The 16,174-nt window shown below is 54.9% G+C and carries 16 protein-coding genes; 7 read left to right on the forward strand and 9 right to left on the reverse strand.

Features of this window, described 5'->3' with window-relative positions:
- The first annotated feature begins 1,209 nt into the window (after nt 1–1,209).
- The 5 genes from VPK24_RS06030 (at nt 1,210) to VPK24_RS06050 (ending at nt 6,131) form a co-directional block, all read left to right on the forward strand.
- Nucleotides 1,210–2,187, forward strand: coding sequence for a PstS family phosphate ABC transporter substrate-binding protein (locus VPK24_RS06030; protein ID WP_393011306.1), 978 nt, complete (start codon nt 1,210–1,212; stop codon nt 2,185–2,187).
- A 165-nt stretch (nt 2,188–2,352) separates the two neighbouring features.
- Nucleotides 2,353–3,279: a phosphate ABC transporter permease subunit PstC gene (gene pstC, locus VPK24_RS06035; RefSeq protein WP_393011308.1), complete on the forward strand. Its 927-nt coding sequence runs from the start codon at nt 2,353–2,355 to the stop codon at nt 3,277–3,279.
- Nucleotides 3,279–4,220, forward strand: coding sequence for a phosphate ABC transporter permease PstA (gene pstA / locus VPK24_RS06040; RefSeq protein ID WP_393011310.1), 942 nt, complete (start codon nt 3,279–3,281; stop codon nt 4,218–4,220). Before pstC ends, pstA begins: the two co-directional genes overlap by 1 nt.
- Nucleotides 4,221–4,237: 17 nt before the next feature.
- Nucleotides 4,238–5,017, forward strand: coding sequence for a phosphate ABC transporter ATP-binding protein PstB (pstB, locus tag VPK24_RS06045; protein WP_393011312.1), 780 nt, complete (start codon nt 4,238–4,240; stop codon nt 5,015–5,017).
- A 202-nt stretch (nt 5,018–5,219) separates the two neighbouring features.
- Entirely contained in the window at nt 5,220–6,131 is a 912-nt protein-coding gene (locus tag VPK24_RS06050) for a hypothetical protein (protein ID WP_393011314.1), read from the forward strand.
- A 53-nt stretch (nt 6,132–6,184) separates the two neighbouring features.
- Here the strand turns inward: VPK24_RS06050 and VPK24_RS06055 are convergent, their stop codons facing one another.
- From VPK24_RS06055 to VPK24_RS06080, 6 genes are all read right to left on the reverse strand, one after another.
- Nucleotides 6,185–7,132: a hypothetical protein gene (locus VPK24_RS06055; RefSeq protein ID WP_393011316.1), complete on the reverse strand. Its 948-nt coding sequence runs from the start codon at nt 7,130–7,132 to the stop codon at nt 6,185–6,187.
- Between the two features lie 4 nt (nt 7,133–7,136).
- Nucleotides 7,137–7,772: a sigma-70 family RNA polymerase sigma factor gene (locus VPK24_RS06060; protein ID WP_393011318.1), complete on the reverse strand. Its 636-nt coding sequence runs from the start codon at nt 7,770–7,772 to the stop codon at nt 7,137–7,139.
- A gap of 323 nt (nt 7,773–8,095) precedes the next feature.
- A complete protein-coding gene (locus tag VPK24_RS06065) occupies nt 8,096–8,812 on the reverse strand; it encodes a CHRD domain-containing protein (protein ID WP_393011320.1) in 717 nt (238 codons plus the stop codon).
- Between the two features lie 358 nt (nt 8,813–9,170).
- Nucleotides 9,171–9,578, reverse strand: a complete 408-nt coding sequence (locus tag VPK24_RS06070) for a peptide chain release factor 1 (RefSeq protein ID WP_393011322.1) — start codon at nt 9,576–9,578, stop codon at nt 9,171–9,173.
- Nucleotides 9,579–9,599: 21 nt separating this feature from the next.
- Entirely contained in the window at nt 9,600–10,013 is a 414-nt protein-coding gene (gene queF / locus VPK24_RS06075; RefSeq protein WP_393011324.1) for a preQ(1) synthase, read from the reverse strand.
- Nucleotides 9,994–10,161 (reverse strand): hypothetical protein, encoded by a 168-nt coding sequence (locus VPK24_RS06080; protein WP_393011326.1) that lies wholly within the window; start codon nt 10,159–10,161, stop codon nt 9,994–9,996. The genes queF and VPK24_RS06080 overlap by 20 nt, the downstream gene beginning before the upstream one ends.
- Before the next feature lie 88 nt (nt 10,162–10,249).
- Between VPK24_RS06080 and VPK24_RS06085 the strand changes: the two genes are divergently transcribed.
- Nucleotides 10,250–10,945, forward strand: a complete 696-nt coding sequence (locus VPK24_RS06085) for an FtsB family cell division protein (RefSeq protein ID WP_393011328.1) — start codon at nt 10,250–10,252, stop codon at nt 10,943–10,945.
- 26 nt (nt 10,946–10,971) lie between these two features.
- Here VPK24_RS06085 and ispF read toward each other — a convergent pair whose 3' ends face one another.
- A complete protein-coding gene (gene ispF, locus VPK24_RS06090) occupies nt 10,972–11,454 on the reverse strand; it encodes a 2-C-methyl-D-erythritol 2,4-cyclodiphosphate synthase (protein ID WP_190353495.1) in 483 nt (160 codons plus the stop codon).
- A 94-nt stretch (nt 11,455–11,548) separates the two neighbouring features.
- The gene (locus tag VPK24_RS06095; protein ID WP_393011330.1) at nt 11,549–13,207 is read right to left on the reverse strand and encodes a DUF2079 domain-containing protein; all 1,659 of its coding nucleotides are present in this window, start codon (nt 13,205–13,207) and stop codon (nt 11,549–11,551) included.
- 343 nt (nt 13,208–13,550) lie between these two features.
- On the opposite strand from VPK24_RS06095, the gene psaK reads away from it, so the two are divergent.
- The gene (gene psaK / locus VPK24_RS06100; protein ID WP_099534849.1) at nt 13,551–13,817 is read left to right on the forward strand and encodes a photosystem I reaction center subunit PsaK; all 267 of its coding nucleotides are present in this window, start codon (nt 13,551–13,553) and stop codon (nt 13,815–13,817) included.
- A 490-nt stretch (nt 13,818–14,307) separates the two neighbouring features.
- On the opposite strand, the gene VPK24_RS06105 is transcribed toward psaK, so the two are convergent.
- The gene (locus VPK24_RS06105; RefSeq protein WP_393011332.1) at nt 14,308–16,119 is read right to left on the reverse strand and encodes a hypothetical protein; all 1,812 of its coding nucleotides are present in this window, start codon (nt 16,117–16,119) and stop codon (nt 14,308–14,310) included.
- Nucleotides 16,120–16,174 lie beyond the last annotated feature (55 nt).

Below are 16,174 nucleotides of genomic sequence, written 5' to 3' on the forward strand. Positions count from 1 at the left end.
CTCGATCGCCCCCACCAGCCCCAAGAATCCCATTGGTCAGTCGATCAATGTCCTAACCGATCCCTGGGTAGCTGCAAGGTTCGATCGCACCCTTAACTCAAAACCATCGCCTGATCGGTTCAGTACAATGGCAGAGTCCGTAATCAATCACAAAATATCAGAAAATATCAATCATTCATCAGTTCATTCGGTCGTTGATTCACAGATCAATCAATTCACTGATGAACTCATAAATTAATGGAAGAAAACAGAACAAGAAAAATCAGAAAATAAAAAATCAAGAAATCAGAAAATAAAAATAATCAGAGTTGATCCCAATTTCACAAATGCGGTTATATTGATTCGTTAAATTCGCTGACAATTTCTCTGAAAATTCTTAGAAAGAGTTTTCTGTTTTTTCTAAAATATTTCTTTTAGAAAAACTAGAATATGTTCTAACGTGCTTGCTAAGAACTAAATAGAAACTTTAGCAGCACTCGACTTTTTTAGAAAAACCCTGAAAAAACCTTAAATCCGCTTTGTCCTAAATCTGCGTCGATAGTCGCCTGTGAATTGCTGCTACCTTAGGCGGTTCTATCTTTCCGTGTAGAGTTTTAGCCTTGAATGCGAATATTGAGGGCTAATTGAGCACCTCTGTCAATCCATTTAAGCGTCCAAAGCTGTTTTTGATTGCTCCTGCCTAAAGTCAATCTTGTTTGAATTAAGAAAAGTTTAAGTATAATTAAATCTTTGAATAAGACGCAAAATGCGCGATTCTTGATCACTTTGTTAGGGGTTCATAGTGAATCAGAATAATTTTAATTTTTCTTTAACTCATTCTTAATTCAATAGCAGACTTCCAATAACCGATTTCCGAAATAATGAGGCTGCTAAGCCGGAATTTTTTAACAACTCCTTGAAGTTTGCTTGTCTCTGATCACCCACTTCAGACAGACAAATGTTTAGTCGGTGATTCAATTGCCAGCAAATTTTCAATGAATCGCAAGCCAATCCAAGGCAATGTAGATGCTTTGTTGGCATCACACGAATAATGCATCGATTCCGCACTGATTGAGTGCGGCCAAGGCCCTAGCCAGTAGCCTCAATAGCCAATGGCTTTAAGGTTCCGCTATTGGGCGAGAGCTTGAACATTGACTGACGGCTGCGGGCTGGGTCTCGGGATGGGTTGCTGGTGTTCGTAATCAATCTTTGTGCTGGAGTGAAGTGTTTATGATCTCTACGAAGTTGCGTCGTCGGAGCGCGATTTTGGCCGGAGCAGTGGCAGCGCTGGCAATTGTTACGAACTGGGGTACCCAAGCCGCTCAGTCCCAGAACAACACGATCGCCATTGATGGGTCGAGCACGGTGTTCCCCATTACGGAAGCGGTGGCCGAAGAGTTCCAAGCTTCCAAGCGGGGAGCTGTGCGGGTGACGGTTGGGATTTCGGGAACCGGCGGCGGGTTCAAGAAGTTCTGCAACGGTGAATTGGATATCAGCAACGCATCGCGGCCGATTAAGGAAAGCGAGCAACAGGCTTGCGCCGCCAAGGGAATTGAGTACGTGGAGTTGCCAGTTGCCTACGATGCGCTGACAGTGGTGGTGAACCCCCGCAACACTTGGGCCGCCAGCATGACCACCGCAGAATTGAAGGCCATGTGGGAAGGGGCTGCTGAAGGCAAAATTACGAAGTGGAGCCAAATTCGTCCTGGCTGGCCGGATGTGAAGTTCACGCTGTTTGGCCCCGGGGCAGATTCGGGCACGTTTGACTATTTCAATGAAGTGATTTTGGGCAAGGACACCAAGAGCCGCACGGACTACACGCCCAGCGAAGATGACAACGTGCTGGTGCAAGGTGTTTCGCGCGATCAAAATGCCTTGGGCTATTTCGGCTTTGCCTACTATGACCTGAACAAGAGCCGCGTGAAGGCGGTGGCCATTGACTCGGGCAAGGGCGCTGTGATGCCGACGGTGGGGGCGGTGAATGATGGAACCTATACGCCGCTGTCGCGCCCAATCTACATCTACGTGAAGAAGTCGGCTCTCGATCGCCCCGAGGTGCGGGAGTTTTCGGAGTTTTACCTGAAGAATGCGACTCGTCTGGTGCGGGAAGTGGACTACGTGCCGCTGCCGGATGCGGATTACCGGGCGGCAACCCAGCGCTTGAGCCAACGGGAAGTGGGCCGCAAGCCGCTGCGGGCGGGCCTGTAGTCCATACAGCAGGCGGCGCGGGGCAACGGTGGATCGATCGAGACCCCCTTGGGATTATTGCTTGATCGCGACGGTGGCCCGGCGCTTGAGCCAATCAAACTGAGTGAACTGGGGCAAGCGGTCTGCCAATGGGGTCGATCGCTTGCTCGTTTGATATCAAGACCTATGGCTTTGCGAGATTCAACTCCCCTCAACCCTTGGCGGCGATCGCGCGATCGACAGCGCTGGACTGAACGGGCGATCGAACTGTTGCTGTTGCTGGCGGCCCTCTCTTCGATCGCCACCCTCATCGGCATTCTTTACGTTTTGGTGGGTGAATCCCTACAGTTTTTTCAGCAAGTTTCCCTTTGGGAATTCATTACTGGAACCCGCTGGACTCCCCTTTTTGGCGATCCCAAATATGGCATTTGGCCGCTGTTGTCCGGAACCTTAACGACCACCTTTGTGGCCTTGCTCATTGCCATTCCCTTTGGCACTGCGATCGCCATTTATTCCAGTGAATTTGCACCCGCCACGGTGCGCGAAATCCTAAAACCGCTGCTGGAATTATTAGCCGGTGTGCCTAGCGTTGTTTATGGCTACTTTGCTCTATTGGTGGTCACGCCCCTATTGCAACAGGTGCTTCCTTGGCTCCCCGGTTTCAACATGATCAGCGCAGGCGCAGTCATGGGGCTAGCCATTATTCCGCTGGTTAGTTCCATCAGCGAAGATGCCATGCAAGCCGTGCCCAATACCCTGCGCGAGGGATCCTATGCCATGGGGGCAACCAAGCTACAAACGGCGTTGAAAGTGGTGTTTCCGTCGGCCATTTCTGGGATTATGTCCGCTTATATTTTGGGCACATCCCGCGCGTTGGGGGAAACCATGATCGTGACGATCGCGGCTGGGTTACAACCCACCCTCACCTTCAATCCCTTTGAGCAGGCTGCCACCATCACGGCCTACATTGTGCAGGTCAGCATGGGCGATTTGCCCCATGGCACTTTGCAATATCAAACCATTTTTGCCGCAGGATTAACGCTGGTTCTTTTAACCCTCATCCTGAACATTATTGGTCACTTACTGACAAAACGTTATCGCGAGCGTTACTGATGTTAGCTGCCAAGTTTTCAGACCTAATTACACCACAACTGGGTCATCAACTCCATCAACGCAAGCTGCTGAACCTGGGCTTTATGGTGATGGGTTTGGTGGCAATCTTGGTGGCACTGTTCACCCTGGCAGCCTTGATTATTCATATGGGCATGAGTGGCTGGCCAAGGCTCAGTACCTGGGAGTTTTTCACGGCTTTTGCCAGCCGCCGGCCAGAACGCGCCGGTATTTTAGCCGCCTGGGTTGGCAGTTTGTTGGTGATTTCAGTTACTGCCATTGTGGCAGTGCCGATCGGGGTGGCAGCGGGCATTTATTTGGAAGAATATGCTCGCAAAAATTGGCTTTCAGAACTGATTGAGGTGAACGTTACCAATTTGGCTGGAGTTCCCTCCATTATTTACGGACTTTTGGCCTTGGGCGTGTTTGTCTATGAGTTCAAGTTTGGGCGTAGCGTTTTAACGGCTGGTTGCACATTGGCGCTGTTGATTTTGCCGATCGTAATTGTGACCACGCGAGAGTCCTTGCGATCAATTCCGCAAATGATTCGCGAGGCGGCCTATGCGGTGGGAGCCACCCAATGGCAAGTGATTTGGCACCATGTTTTGCCCTACTCGATCGGGGGCATCTTGACGGGAACCATCATTGGTTTATCGCGAGCGATTGGTGAAACCTCCAGCTTGATTACGATTGGTGCTTTAACCTTTATTGCCTTTTTGCCTGAGTCTCCTTTTCAAGGCAAACCACCTTTTGTGTCCTGGGAATGGTTGAATTCTCCCTTCACCGTGATGCCGATCCAAATGTTCAACTGGGTTTCTCGGCCCAATCCTGAATTTCAGGTCAACGCGGCAGCGGCAGGCACAGTGCTAATGACCATGACTTTGCTGATGAATGGCTTTGCAATTTATCTACGCTATCGTCTGCGTCAAGGAATCAAATGGTAACCAGTGACTCACGAAATATGCATCGATTTGATAGCCAATTCCCCATTAAGGCCGAAGTACGATCGCTGGATTTCTACTACGGCCAGTCCCAGGTGCTAAAAGATATCAACCTTGCGATTCCCGATCGGCAAATTACGGCCCTCATGGGGCCTTCGGGGTGCGGTAAAACAACCTTGCTGCGGTGTTTTAACCGAATGCATGACCTATATCCTAACAATCGCTATCGGGGCGAAATTCTCTTAGATCAGCGACACAATATTCTCAGTCCCGCTATTGACCCGATCGAAGTGCGAATGCGAATTGGGATGGTTTTTCAAAAACCAAATCCTTTTCCAAAATCGGTTTATGAAAATGTAGCCTATGGCTTACGGGTTCAGGGGCGCACTCAGCGATCGGACTTGGATGAAAAGGTGGAAGCTGCTCTCAAATCAGCCGCCCTCTGGCATGAGGTGAAAGATCGCTTAAAGGAACCAGCTTTTAATCTTTCCGGTGGTCAACAACAGCGGCTTTGCATTGCTCGTGCCCTTGTAACAAACCCCGATTTAGTATTATTTGATGAGCCAACTTCTGCGTTAGATCCAATGTCCACGGCCCATATTGAAGAATTAATGCGGCAACTGAAAGCTCAAGTCACGATTTTAATTGTGACCCATAGCTTGCAGCAGGCGGCACGATTTTCAGACTATGCCGCTTTTATGTATTTGGGAAAACTCGTAGAGTTTCAAAGAACCACAAAGCTCTTTGCTGAACCACAAGATCCACTTACCCAATCCTATTTGTCAGGTAGCGTTGGCTAAGAAATTTCAAAATTTGAACCATTTATAGACCAGTTGCTGACTTTAATTGTTGTGAATTTTGATTGTTGTGAATTTTGATTGTTGCGAATTTTGATTGTTGTCGCTTTTGCTTTTACTTTTGCTTTTGACCTTGACTTTGATTGCGATTTAAACCTGTTGCCATTACTCGCTTGGACGATCGCCTCCCATGGGTTCTTCACCAATGCTGAACTTTAAACTTGACTCCTTACCCTGGGCTGCCAACCAGTGGAAACAGATTCAGCGATCGATTCCTTATCTGCTGAACCTTTGCAATCGGCCATTGCTGTTTGTGGCGATCGGGCTGCATGTGGTGGTTTTGATGTTGCCCACACCCGATCGCACTGAAACCGAAAAACAGCCCCCCAAGGAAGTGATTAAGGTTTCCCAATTGAGCGCCGCCCCCCCAAAACCGAAGCCTCAAAAACCCAAAAACGCCAAGCCCAAACCCCCAAAACCCAAACCCCAAAAGCCTAAAGCCGCGCCCCCCAGGCGATCGCCCGCGTTGGTAGCCACGCCGCCAAAACCCAAACCCAAGCCCACGGAACCAGCCAAACCCACCCCCACCGAAAAGCCCGAACCCACCCCCAAACCCGATCCCCAAGGCGAAGATCCCTTAGCCAATACGCCACCGGTCAACACGCCCCCTGCGAATCAGGCGGATGGCGACAGCACCGGCAGCGGCAAGGGATTGGTGGATGAATTAAGCAAAGAAATCCTGGCTAAATTGCTGGAAAGTGGCACCAATGATGAGACCACGCTTCAGGAATTTATGGCCAGTATTCCTGAAACTATTCCTGAGGGAATTTATGGGGATTTTGTGGGAGCCGATGGCCAAATTTTGGTCGATCGCGGGGCCTTTGCCTCGTTGGCGATTCCTCAAATGTCTGCCAGTGCTGCTTATTTGGATTACATTGAGCCAACCCTATCGCAAAAACTGGGATTTGAAGTCACGGAAATGGATCCCAACTACGGCGGATCCAAATTGTTCATGGCTAAAAATACCGGTGGGATTACTTTCTTTTTCAGCCTGGTGAAGCTGACCAATAGCAGTGGCGCTTTTATGGTGCTTTGGAAAACGGATCCGAGAACCTAGGAAAATCTGGGCTGAAGTTTCAGATCACTGAAGGCTAGATCAGCGGCACTTGATTAAAGACGTTCAATCAAAATGGGCGGTGATTGGTGGCGTTGGGGCGCTTTGGCATCTTCAACTGAAATGGCCAACGCCTTGACATATTCAAGATCTAAAAAAGCCTTTGGTAACACTAGATTTTGAACCCGATCGCTCGGTTGATTCACCGAAAACACATGGGTCAAGATGGCGTTTTTATGATCCGTCGTGAACGGAGCCTGGGGATCCACCACCGTCCAGAGCACATAGACCTTGCCCGGTGCGAGGGGCGGCAATTGATCCACTCGCAAACGACCGACCATCCGGGACGGATCAACCTCGATCGCCACCGCTGCGCTGGTTCGGCCAGGGGGCGATTCCTGATTAGCGGTGCGCAACACCACCACGATCGGGCGGCCGGGCGCTTGGGCCTGTTGGGTTTGCAACGATCGCCACAACCACCAATTACTCGCCGTCAAGGCCGCAATGATCACCACCGCTGCCCAACCGGCCCGTTGGGCCCAACGAGGCAGTTGCTGGACTTCTGCCCACCAGGTCGATCGGGTCGATCGGGTAAAGGGAGGCGATGGTAAAGCCGACTCCGATGTTGTGGATAATGCCAATGGCTCCGGTGGTGCAGAGTCCAGCGATCGAGCCGCTGGGTCAGCTTCCGCCAAAATGCGCGATCGCAAGGCAGCAGCAGGCTGCACGGGCGCAGGCAAGTTCACCAAGTCCCAACTGGTTTGCAGTTCTTGCAAGGTTTGTTGAATCGCCGCTTCATCCCACCGTTGGGCCAGGGCGGCCGCCTCATCCGGATCCAAATCATTCAACACATAGCCCGCCAACAACCAATCCACCTCGGTCGGCGCAATCGGCTCCAAGGCGCGATCAGCTGCGTCGGTATTGACCAACGGCTCAACGGTGGGGGCTGGCTCAGGCGCGGGGGTGAAACCATCAGAATTGGGGGGAAGGATGGGAGAACTCATGGGGCTAGGCATCCTCCACAGCGGGCTGCAAGGTTTGGCGCAGCTTCAGCAATCCCCGTCGGGCCCAAGCTTTGACCGTTCCGAGGGGAAGACCAAGGCGCTCGGCAATGGCCGACTGGCTCAGGCCGTCGCTGTAGGCTAACTGCAAAACTTGGCGCTGATTTTCAGACAGTTGGGCCAGAGCCGCACGCACCTGGGCCGCCGTCTCGGCTTGATCCAGTGACTCCGCCAACAGATCCGGCGGTTGAGCAATGGCCTGTTGTTGTTCCGTTTGCCAAGTTTCCAGGGAAGCCCGCGCCCGGCGTTGGGCCCGCAGCCGATCGAGGCCGCGCGATCGCGTCAAAATTGCCAAAAATGTGCGCAAGGATCCCCGATCGGGGTCATAGGCACTGCGCCCAAGTTGCAAAAAGATTTCCTGAGTTAAATCTTCCGCATCTTGCACATTACCCAACAATCGCAGGGCGATCGCATAGACCACCCCCACATGGCGATCGTAGAGCTGCCCCAAGGCGGCCCGCTCCCCCCGTCGCAGAGCCTGCCACAGAACCGCATCACTCGGCTCGGGCGGGTCCACAACTCGACTTTTTTCCTCCGCTGCCCAATCTGGGCCGGAGCCAAGCTCAGGGGATTGGGCATCCATAGGCAATGGCGGTGGATCTGGCTGTCTCGATACCGGCAATCCTGAGCCTCTGAGGACTGGGGTCACGGGCGACGCATCGGTCTGCTAATGCTGTTGGCACTCTCCCCGCCACAGGCAGCTCGAGAATTGCAAACCCACAGACTGAAGCCAAGAACCTCGCGGCCAATTGCAGCCTAGCACGCTCCAAAAGCACGGAGTTTCAGACCCTAACTTTCTGCAATTTCCCGATGCATTCTAGCCGGCGGCCGGCTCCCCGTCGATTGATCACGGGGAGTCCGTCAACCCCAAAGCTGAGCGCCTTCGTGCTTCAGCCAAGGGAGAAGCTAAAGCGGCTTCAACACGGCCCGCAGCTCGCCACCACGGTTTTTAGTGGTGTGCAAATCCACATAGAGCATCCCCTTGCTCAACGCATCCAACTGTTCCACCGTGAGCATGTAGTCACCCATGGCGCTGCCCAGCAAGCCACTGTCATCGGTCATCACTTGCAGGGCGTATTGGAAAGGGCCATTTTCGGTGGCCATACCTCGGTGAATGTGAAAGGCGGAGGTGATGTTCGGGTTCGGGGGGCTAACGGGATCCGTAACGTAGTTGCGCAGGGGGCTGGATAGCTCCCGAAAACTGCCCCGCACCACCAGGCGGTTACCCGACAGGACGGCTCCCACGGTTCCCCAAGCGCCGCTGTTGGCTCGCATGGGCACTGTTTCGGCGGTGCTCATTTTGGCCACAAAGGTTTTTAGCTCGCTGGCTTTGGCTCCGCTGGCCAACAGGGTTGCCTTGGCCGCTTGCAGATTTTGATGCACGGCGCGATCGAGCCAATTTGCTGGCTGCATCGGGCCAAACTGGCTCGCTTCCACGAGCATAGGGCGATCGCCCGCCCAGGCCGCCCCTTGGCCACCCACTGGAGCCAGGGCAAAACCGTGAAATACAACGGTTAACAAACCACTGAGCACAAACAACAGGGCCGATCGCACCCACAATCGCCAGCGAACGGCAGAAACAGCATCTTGGGCAATAGGACGGGGCAATGGATTATGGCGCATGAAAGATCATCCTGAAATCAAAATCGGGTTTGAGACCTCGGGGCGATCGCGCAGAAGCAAGGCCGGTTGCACTAAAGGCCGGTTGTACTAACGGCCGGTTGTACTGAAAGTTGCACAAAAATATTGCGCGCCTATTGCACAACAGGCCCATTGGCCAACAGGCTGCACTGAGATCAGCCACCCTGCGCGATCGCTCGATCGGAGTACGTCACCCGATTGCGTTTTGGATGCAGTCTTTTAGAAATTTAGAAATTTGGATTCTAGAAACCTAGAAATTTAGATTTTGGAAATTTAGATTTTAGAAATTTAGATTTTAGAAATTTAGATTCTAGAAATCTTGGAAAGCTGGCGATCTGGATCAACGCCAGTGGGCCCGGCCCCGCCAAAACACACCGACCAAAATCGCCATCACCATCAGCTCGCTGAAGGAAATCAGCAACACCGGCAACGGCAACAAACTCAAAAGACCCAGCTCGCCTCCCACACAAGCCACCAACGTCCACAGGCTGCCCCCATTGAGTCGCACTTGCGGAAACAGCCGCTCAGCACAATGCACCGCTAAGGCTCCCACACCCAGCCCGATCGCCAGGATTAAAAAAATAGACCAGGATCCCAACCCCATCAGCCCCGCCGCGAGGGGCGGCCAGGCTTCGGCCAAGATAATTACGCCTTGGTCGATCGCCATGGCCAGGGCAAGGCTGAGGGCCGCCGCACCGGCCATGGATCCCCAGGGTTGCTGGGTAATTTGTCGCCAAGGTTGGCTCACGCGATCGACTCCGAAATTGGGCTAGGCTTGGGCGGGTTTTTGGTGGCGCACTTCCACCACGGTGTGGACATTGCCACGGGGGTTAAAATCACCGACGATCGTCGCTTCCAACGGATCAGCGGCTGCCACAAAGTCGTCCAAAATTTGGTTAATGGATTCTTCGTGGGAAATGTAGCGATCGCGGTAGCTGTTGATATAGAGCTTGATGGCCTTCAGTTCCACAACTTTTTGATCGGGCACATAGTCGATCGAGATTTTGGCAAAGTCGGGGTAGCCGGAAAAGGGGCATTTGCAAGTAAATTCCGGCAAGCTAATTTGCACATGATAGATCCGACCCGGCCGCGGATTGGGGAAGGTGATCAATTGCCCTTCTTCAATGTGGCGCTCACCGTATTTCACGGGTTCGTGGGCGGTGTCAGCGGTGGCTTGGCTCATGACTGTGGCTCTGTGAGGTTGCGAGACTGGAGAACAGTTTACAAAACTTGATGGACTGACTCCAGCCAACCAGCCCCATTTCGGCCACGGGCGATCGGCCGCGCGATCGACCCAGCCCGATCGGGAAATCCACATCGCACCAGTCCACAACCCAGATTGGGCAGTCGATCCTGAGGGCGATCGTTGATAATGGCCGGGAGTCTTTGCCGTTATTCAACGTTGGGTTGAGTTGAGCTATGGATAGCAACGTTTCGCCGAAGTCCCTTGTGTCGTCCGGGCCAAGCGGTTCCCAAGGCACAATTCCCGTGGCGGTTTATCGCCAATTGGCTTCGGAGCTGCAAGCTACCCGCGCCATGTTGGAAGCGGTGCAAAAGCACAATGCCCAACTGACCCAACAGCGCGATCGCCTGCGATCGGACTTGGATGCCTTGGCGGAAGCCGTGGCCACCCTGCGGGCCAACGCCACGCCCCAGGATGCCCCGCGCCCCTTAGATCCCAATCCCTTGAGTGTTGCGCCCAGCGCCCCGATCGCCCCGCCACCGCCAATGGCCGCCAGGCCGCCCCAGCCCGCCTTGGCTCCCAACGCCCCGATCGCGGGAGATCCGTTCCAGCAAGCGGCCGTGAGCGATTGGAACGCCTTGCCGGACTTGGAACCCATGGCAGAGTTCTATGGAGCCGCCAACGAACCGCAATCGACCCGGCTGGGAGGCTTGGGCAACTTTGGGCGATCGACCCCCAACGGCGGCTCCGGCGAGTCCAGCTCTGGCATTTGGCCCATTTTGGCGATCGCCCTGATTGCCATGACGGCCTTTGGCATTAGCTTCGCCCTGGTGCGGCCGATCATGGACAGCAAGCAAAAACCCTTCCAGCCAGCCCAACCCCAAATTCAGCCCAACACCAGCCCCAACGCAGCGCCCGCCAACCCTCGCTAGTCGTCACAACCGGCCTCAGACATCCCCTAAGCAACGGTTTCCAAGAGCGCCACGGCATAGGCACAGATGCCCTCCTCGCGTCCCGTGGGGCCCAACTTTTCGTTGGTGGTGGCCTTCACGCCAACGCGATCGGGTTCAATGCCCAAAACTTCCGCAAGGCGCGATCGGATGGCGTTGATGTGCGGTTTCAGTTTGGGTCGTTCCGCCACCACCACCGAGTCAATGTTGCTGACCTGCCAACCCCGATCGCGCAAAAGCTGGTTCACCTGAGCCAAAAGTTTCAGGCTGTCTGCCCCTTTCCACTGGGGATCCGTGGGCGGAAAGTAGTGACCAATATCGCCCAAACTGAGGGCCCCCAACATCGCATCCATAATTGCGTGGGTCAGCACGTCCGCATCGCTGTGGCCTTCTAATCCCAACTCGTGATCGATTTTGATGCCGCCCAAGATCAAGTCCCGATCGGGCCCCAGGCGATGAATGTCATAGCCATTGCCAATCCGAATTGCCATCGATTTTCCTCCTGTATTTGCATCCCCAATTCAGCCACTGTTGAGCATGTCTGAACAGCCCAAATTGATCTGCTTAATCCTGCTTAATCCACCTCTAGGATTGGGTAGGTTGGATCAACGGTAATAGCTCCGATCGCCGTTGATTCCAAGCAGCCAAAGCCGCCGGATCCGAAGGGGTATTGAGCTTCAGCAAAACCACCCCATCTTCTACCATTTGCACCCCGTATTGACCTTGGGCCAACGTGCGATCGACTAAGGGAACAAACTCCCGCAACTCCCCTCGTTCCTTGCTGAAAGCCACCTGATAGCGGGCTAAATGCCAAGTATCCGCCACCAAATAATCAGCGGAATAAACCTGTTGATCATCACGGCGAATTTCCGTCCAAGGAAGGCGAATAATCGCTCGGCGGCTGGAAAGGGGCGGAACCAAATAGGTCGTGGCCGCAATGCTCGCATCCTCAGGAATTTGGGCCAAAACCTTGCGCACATGGCCCACATGGCTCCACTGTTCCGGCAGCGACACATAAACCCAAGGCTGCACCGAATCGGGAATCAGAAAATATAAAGCCCGATGGGGATTGGACGTGAAGGAAAACAGCAGCGAGAGGGCAATACAAGCGGCCCAAAACTGCCGAAATTTCGGTTGTTTGAATCGATCGCCATGGGACTTCCACCACAAAATTGCCCCATAGAACATCCCCGGCACGATCGTGATCGCGTAGCGAATATTAATGGATAGGGCCGATTCCCCTTGCTGCAAGAAAATTTTCAGCAACCCGAACCCAGAAATAATCCAACTGGCGGGAGACAAGGCCGGCACAAAGGCCAAAGGCAACCAATGACCCGCCAAATATTTCAATGTTTCAAAGGGCGGATTCACCAGCTCCCAAACCAACAGCCAAGGCTGGGTCAACATGGCTTTCAAAATGTCGATCGAGGAAGCCTCCTCTTCTCCCACATATTGACCAAAGCGCTCGATCATGAATCGTTTGGAAATATCTGGCGAAAAGAAGGGCATGAATACATTGGTACAGGTCACCACATACAGAAAAGACAGGGTGCAAAGCCCCAATCCTTGAGATGGAAACCGGCGACTCAAGACCATGTAAGCCCCAATGCCAAATAACCCAATCCCTTGATCTTCACGCACCAATAAACTGAGACCTGCCACCAGCCAAAACAGCCACCAAATCCGCTTTTCCATGGCCAACAAAATGGTGAAGAAAAAGAGCGGAATTTGGCACAGATCGTGAAAGTTGGAAAAGGTGGGGCCAATGACGGCGTTGGCCGCATAGTAGCCCGTGACAATCCAAGCGGAAACGGGGCCACTGAGGTGTTGCCGGGCCAGGGCATAAAGCACAAAGCCAGCGGCGGTAATTAGCCCCACTTGCAAAAACACCAGGGTGACTGCTTGGGAATGGAGGGCATAAATCGGCAGCCACAGGAGCAAGGCGGGGGTGAAGTGTTGCCCCAGACGGCGATAGAACACCTCGGCGGCTTGCCCGTCTTGTTTGACGGCACTGGAGAGGGAGGAGGAGAGGGAACTCTCAAACCAGCGCCCGTGCAGGTTATTCCAAAAAACTTGGTTAAAGATGCCCTGATCGTAGGAGGCGTAGAGGGTGAAGTAGCGGTGCAAACCCAGGATGAGGGTCACTGCACCGAACAGGGCGGCCACGATGCAAACATGGCGCAGATTGGGGCGATCGCGCAGGGTATTGCGCCCGAGGGTGAACCATTGGTTAACGACTTGCATGGTCGATCGCGCCTTGAGCCGGTTGATGGGGAACTGAAGCGAATGGGGAATCCGGGGGCTATTGTGCCACGCGGGGTCGTCCTTCGTGGGAATCCGAGGTCCAAACCGGTCTGGGGCGCGGTTGGGGGCGGGCGATCAGGCGATCGCGGGCGATCGGTTGGGTCTGGGGGATCAGAATAGGGGATCGGAAGATTCGCAATCTTTCGCAGGGCCGCTTAAGAGATTGCTGGAACTCTTCAAAGAAACGTTAAATCTTGCAAACAAACTCCACCGTTCCCCAAGGTTTCGGTTCAAGATAGCCTCAAATTTGCTGTGTTTCGGGCGTTTCACCCCTTCAGAATCTATGCTGAACGTTTCCTTGTCCTTGCTGGCGGCTGTACCCACGACTCTCGAATGGAGTCCGAAGGTGGGTGCGGTGATGATTGCTTGCAATGTGCTGGCGATCGCCATCGGCAAATACTCGATTAAGTATCCCAGCGCGGCTCCGGCCCTGCCCTCGCCCGCTTTGTTTGGGGGGATGGGTTTCCCGGCCCTGCTGGCCACCACGAGCTTTGGCCACATTCTCGGGTTGGGGACGATCCTGGGCTTGTCCTATCTGGGTGCGCTGTAAGGGGCGATCGCCCGATCTTGAAACTACCTGGTCATTCAGGGTGCATCGAACTCACCCAGGTTTTGGCAGGGCGCGTGTCCAAAGGAGACCTGCAATTTCGCAAGACTCGGGCCGCAATGTGCTAAAAATTGGTGTGCCAAAAATAGTTTCCACTCCTCGCACCGCCATCGTCTAGCAATCGTTTGTGTGCCGATCGGGTAGGGTTGCGTTTTGAACGCCAAAGCGACTCCTCTAATCCAGAGCTTCTTCAGAACTGATTGATAACGAATGGTTGACGCGCCAAACTTCGGGACAGCATCCCCTGGGTTTGGCGCATTTTTTTTTGGCTGGCCAGGGCGATCGACCAAGCATTTGCCAAGCATCCGCTGCGAGAGCCTCAGGGGCCACAGGATCCTCAGGGGCAAGGGGTTTAAACCCCTTGTCTGGTGGGTGGGTGCTCTGGTGGGTGGGTGCTCTGGTGCTGGGGTGCTCGGGGCAGAAGGGCGAAGGATTAGTGGGTGAGGCGATCGATCACGGCCGGCAGCCATTGGCCGGGAATGCTGGAGAGGGCGCGGCTTTGGCCCTCAATGCCCAGGTGTTGATAGATGGCGCGAATGGTGGCGATCGCCCCGCTGAGGGCCCGATCGCGCAGGGGAGGCTGATCCCCATGGGCGGTCAGAATTTGCACGTAGGTCGCGAGGGCCCGATCGAGCTGGACTGCCCGATCGCTCACCGCCAGGGGCAAGTAAGAATCAACGCCCAACTGTAAGTAAATCCAGGCCAACTGGCTGGCGGCGGCGGCGCGATCGAACCCAACGGGAATGGTGGGGTCAATGGTCAGGGCTTGGGCATAGGCCTGGGTGGCTCGCTGCCAGCAGTCTCGCCGCCGTTGGGGATCCAACGGTTGCAGTTGCCGCCCCAGTTGCCAATAGGTTGTGCCCAGGTTGTTTTGGGTGGCCGCATAGGCGGCGGGGCGATCGGCCGGGCTGCGATAGGGCAAGGCCGCTTCAAAGGCGCTGGCGGCCAGCAGCAGCCATTTTTCTTGGGCATCCACTTGGGCCAGGTTTAGGTAGGCGGTTCCCAAATTCGCCTGCACCGTGCCATAGAGCAAGTCGGGTTGCAGGCGCTCATCACCAGGATGCGATCGCCCGGTGGCCGGTTCAGTCCCCGGTTGTTCTGCATAGTCCGCCAAAGCCGCTCGGTAACTGTCGATCGCCCCTTGCAACCGGGTCACCGAGTCGCCATAGCGGGCCCAACTCCAAAGGGCCGTGCCCAAATTATTTCGCGCCGCCACTCGCCAAGCCCGATCGCCACCGGAGCCATCCCCGATCGCCGCTCGGTAGGCCAGCACCGCCCGCTCCCAAGCCCAGGCCGGATCGCCCCAGCGCACCCAATCGCCATAAACTCCGCCCAGATCGTAGTAAAGCGATCGCAGGGCGGCCAGCTCCCCGTGAGTTTTCACCCAGTCGATCGCCCGTTGATAGCATTGGGCCGCCGTTTCCAAGCTGGCCCGGGCCACCTCCGCCGCCACTCCCTTGGCCGCAGCCGTGGCCCGGGCCGCCGTGGCTTCCATCACCCACCGCTCCCAAGCCGTCGGCGCGGGCGGACAGGGCGGCACAATCGGCTTGGCTCCTTCATTGGGTCGGGGCAACACCGTCAGGGTCGGCCGTCCCTGATCGCGCCCACCAATCCAAGATCCGGCCCGATCGGCTCCCGACAAGGGATTCAGCAACACCGCTGGCTGGCCTTCAAACTCAAACGTGCCCGTGCAACAGGCCCAAAACTGCGGAGCCGATTCCCGAATCGTGTATAGCCAAGGTCGGGGAACCCACAACAGCAGACTCAAATTCCCATGAGCCCAATTGCTGGCCAAAGCTTCCAATTCCGCTAAAAATTGCCGTTGCAGCCGGGCCGCTTGCCGGGTCAGTTGTTCCACCCCCACCAGTTGCACCGTGGTTTCGGAAAGGGATTCGATCGCCCCCGCCAGAGTGGGCTGATGAGGTTCCAGGCGCAAAGTGGTTAACTGCGGCGCAGGCAACTCCTGGGCCAACCGTCCCGCCAATCGATCGCGCAGGGGCAAATCATCACAAACCACCAAAAACACCTGCCGCCGCAACCCCAACCCCAAGGACAGCCGCAACCGTTGATATAGCTCTTGGTTCCAACTGCCGGCTGCGGCGGAACGGGCGATCGAGCGGCTGGCCCGAGGGCGATCGGTCAAACTCTGGCTCGATCGACGGGCAGACCGAGCAACCCCCGGCACTTCCAGCAAGGACGAACCGGAACCGGCAAAACTTGACAGGATAGGCAGCAAAGTGGGCATGGCCAGCGTCCAGAAGCACGAGCGTAATCTCCTCTTCAAGACGGGGTGCGCCGCT

It is taken from the genome of Limnothrix redekei LRLZ20PSL1 (assembly GCF_043235035.1).
In the GTDB taxonomy this organism is placed as follows: Bacteria; Cyanobacteriota; Cyanobacteriia; order CACIAM-69d; family CACIAM-69d; genus CACIAM-69d.

Coding starts and splice junctions, on each gene's coding strand:
- VPK24_RS06095 (WP_393011330.1), bottom strand. CDS start 13,207: ATGCAAGTCGTTAACCAATGGTTCACCCTCGGGCGCAATACCCTGCGC.
- VPK24_RS06050 (WP_393011314.1), top strand. CDS start 5,220: ATGCTGAACTTTAAACTTGACTCCTTACCCTGGGCTGCCAACCAGTGG.
- queF (WP_393011324.1), bottom strand. CDS start 10,013: ATGAGCCAAGCCACCGCTGACACCGCCCACGAACCCGTGAAATACGGT.
- pstB (WP_393011312.1), top strand. CDS start 4,238: ATGCATCGATTTGATAGCCAATTCCCCATTAAGGCCGAAGTACGATCG.
- pstC (WP_393011308.1), top strand. CDS start 2,353: ATGGCTTTGCGAGATTCAACTCCCCTCAACCCTTGGCGGCGATCGCGC.
- VPK24_RS06085 (WP_393011328.1), top strand. CDS start 10,250: ATGGATAGCAACGTTTCGCCGAAGTCCCTTGTGTCGTCCGGGCCAAGC.
- VPK24_RS06065 (WP_393011320.1), bottom strand. CDS start 8,812: ATGCGCCATAATCCATTGCCCCGTCCTATTGCCCAAGATGCTGTTTCT.
- ispF (WP_190353495.1), bottom strand. CDS start 11,454: ATGGCAATTCGGATTGGCAATGGCTATGACATTCATCGCCTGGGGCCC.
- VPK24_RS06105 (WP_393011332.1), bottom strand. CDS start 16,119: ATGCCCACTTTGCTGCCTATCCTGTCAAGTTTTGCCGGTTCCGGTTCG.
- pstA (WP_393011310.1), top strand. CDS start 3,279: ATGTTAGCTGCCAAGTTTTCAGACCTAATTACACCACAACTGGGTCAT.
- VPK24_RS06055 (WP_393011316.1), bottom strand. CDS start 7,132: ATGAGTTCTCCCATCCTTCCCCCCAATTCTGATGGTTTCACCCCCGCG.
- VPK24_RS06030 (WP_393011306.1), top strand. CDS start 1,210: ATGATCTCTACGAAGTTGCGTCGTCGGAGCGCGATTTTGGCCGGAGCA.
- psaK (WP_099534849.1), top strand. CDS start 13,551: ATGCTGAACGTTTCCTTGTCCTTGCTGGCGGCTGTACCCACGACTCTC.
- VPK24_RS06060 (WP_393011318.1), bottom strand. CDS start 7,772: ATGGATGCCCAATCCCCTGAGCTTGGCTCCGGCCCAGATTGGGCAGCG.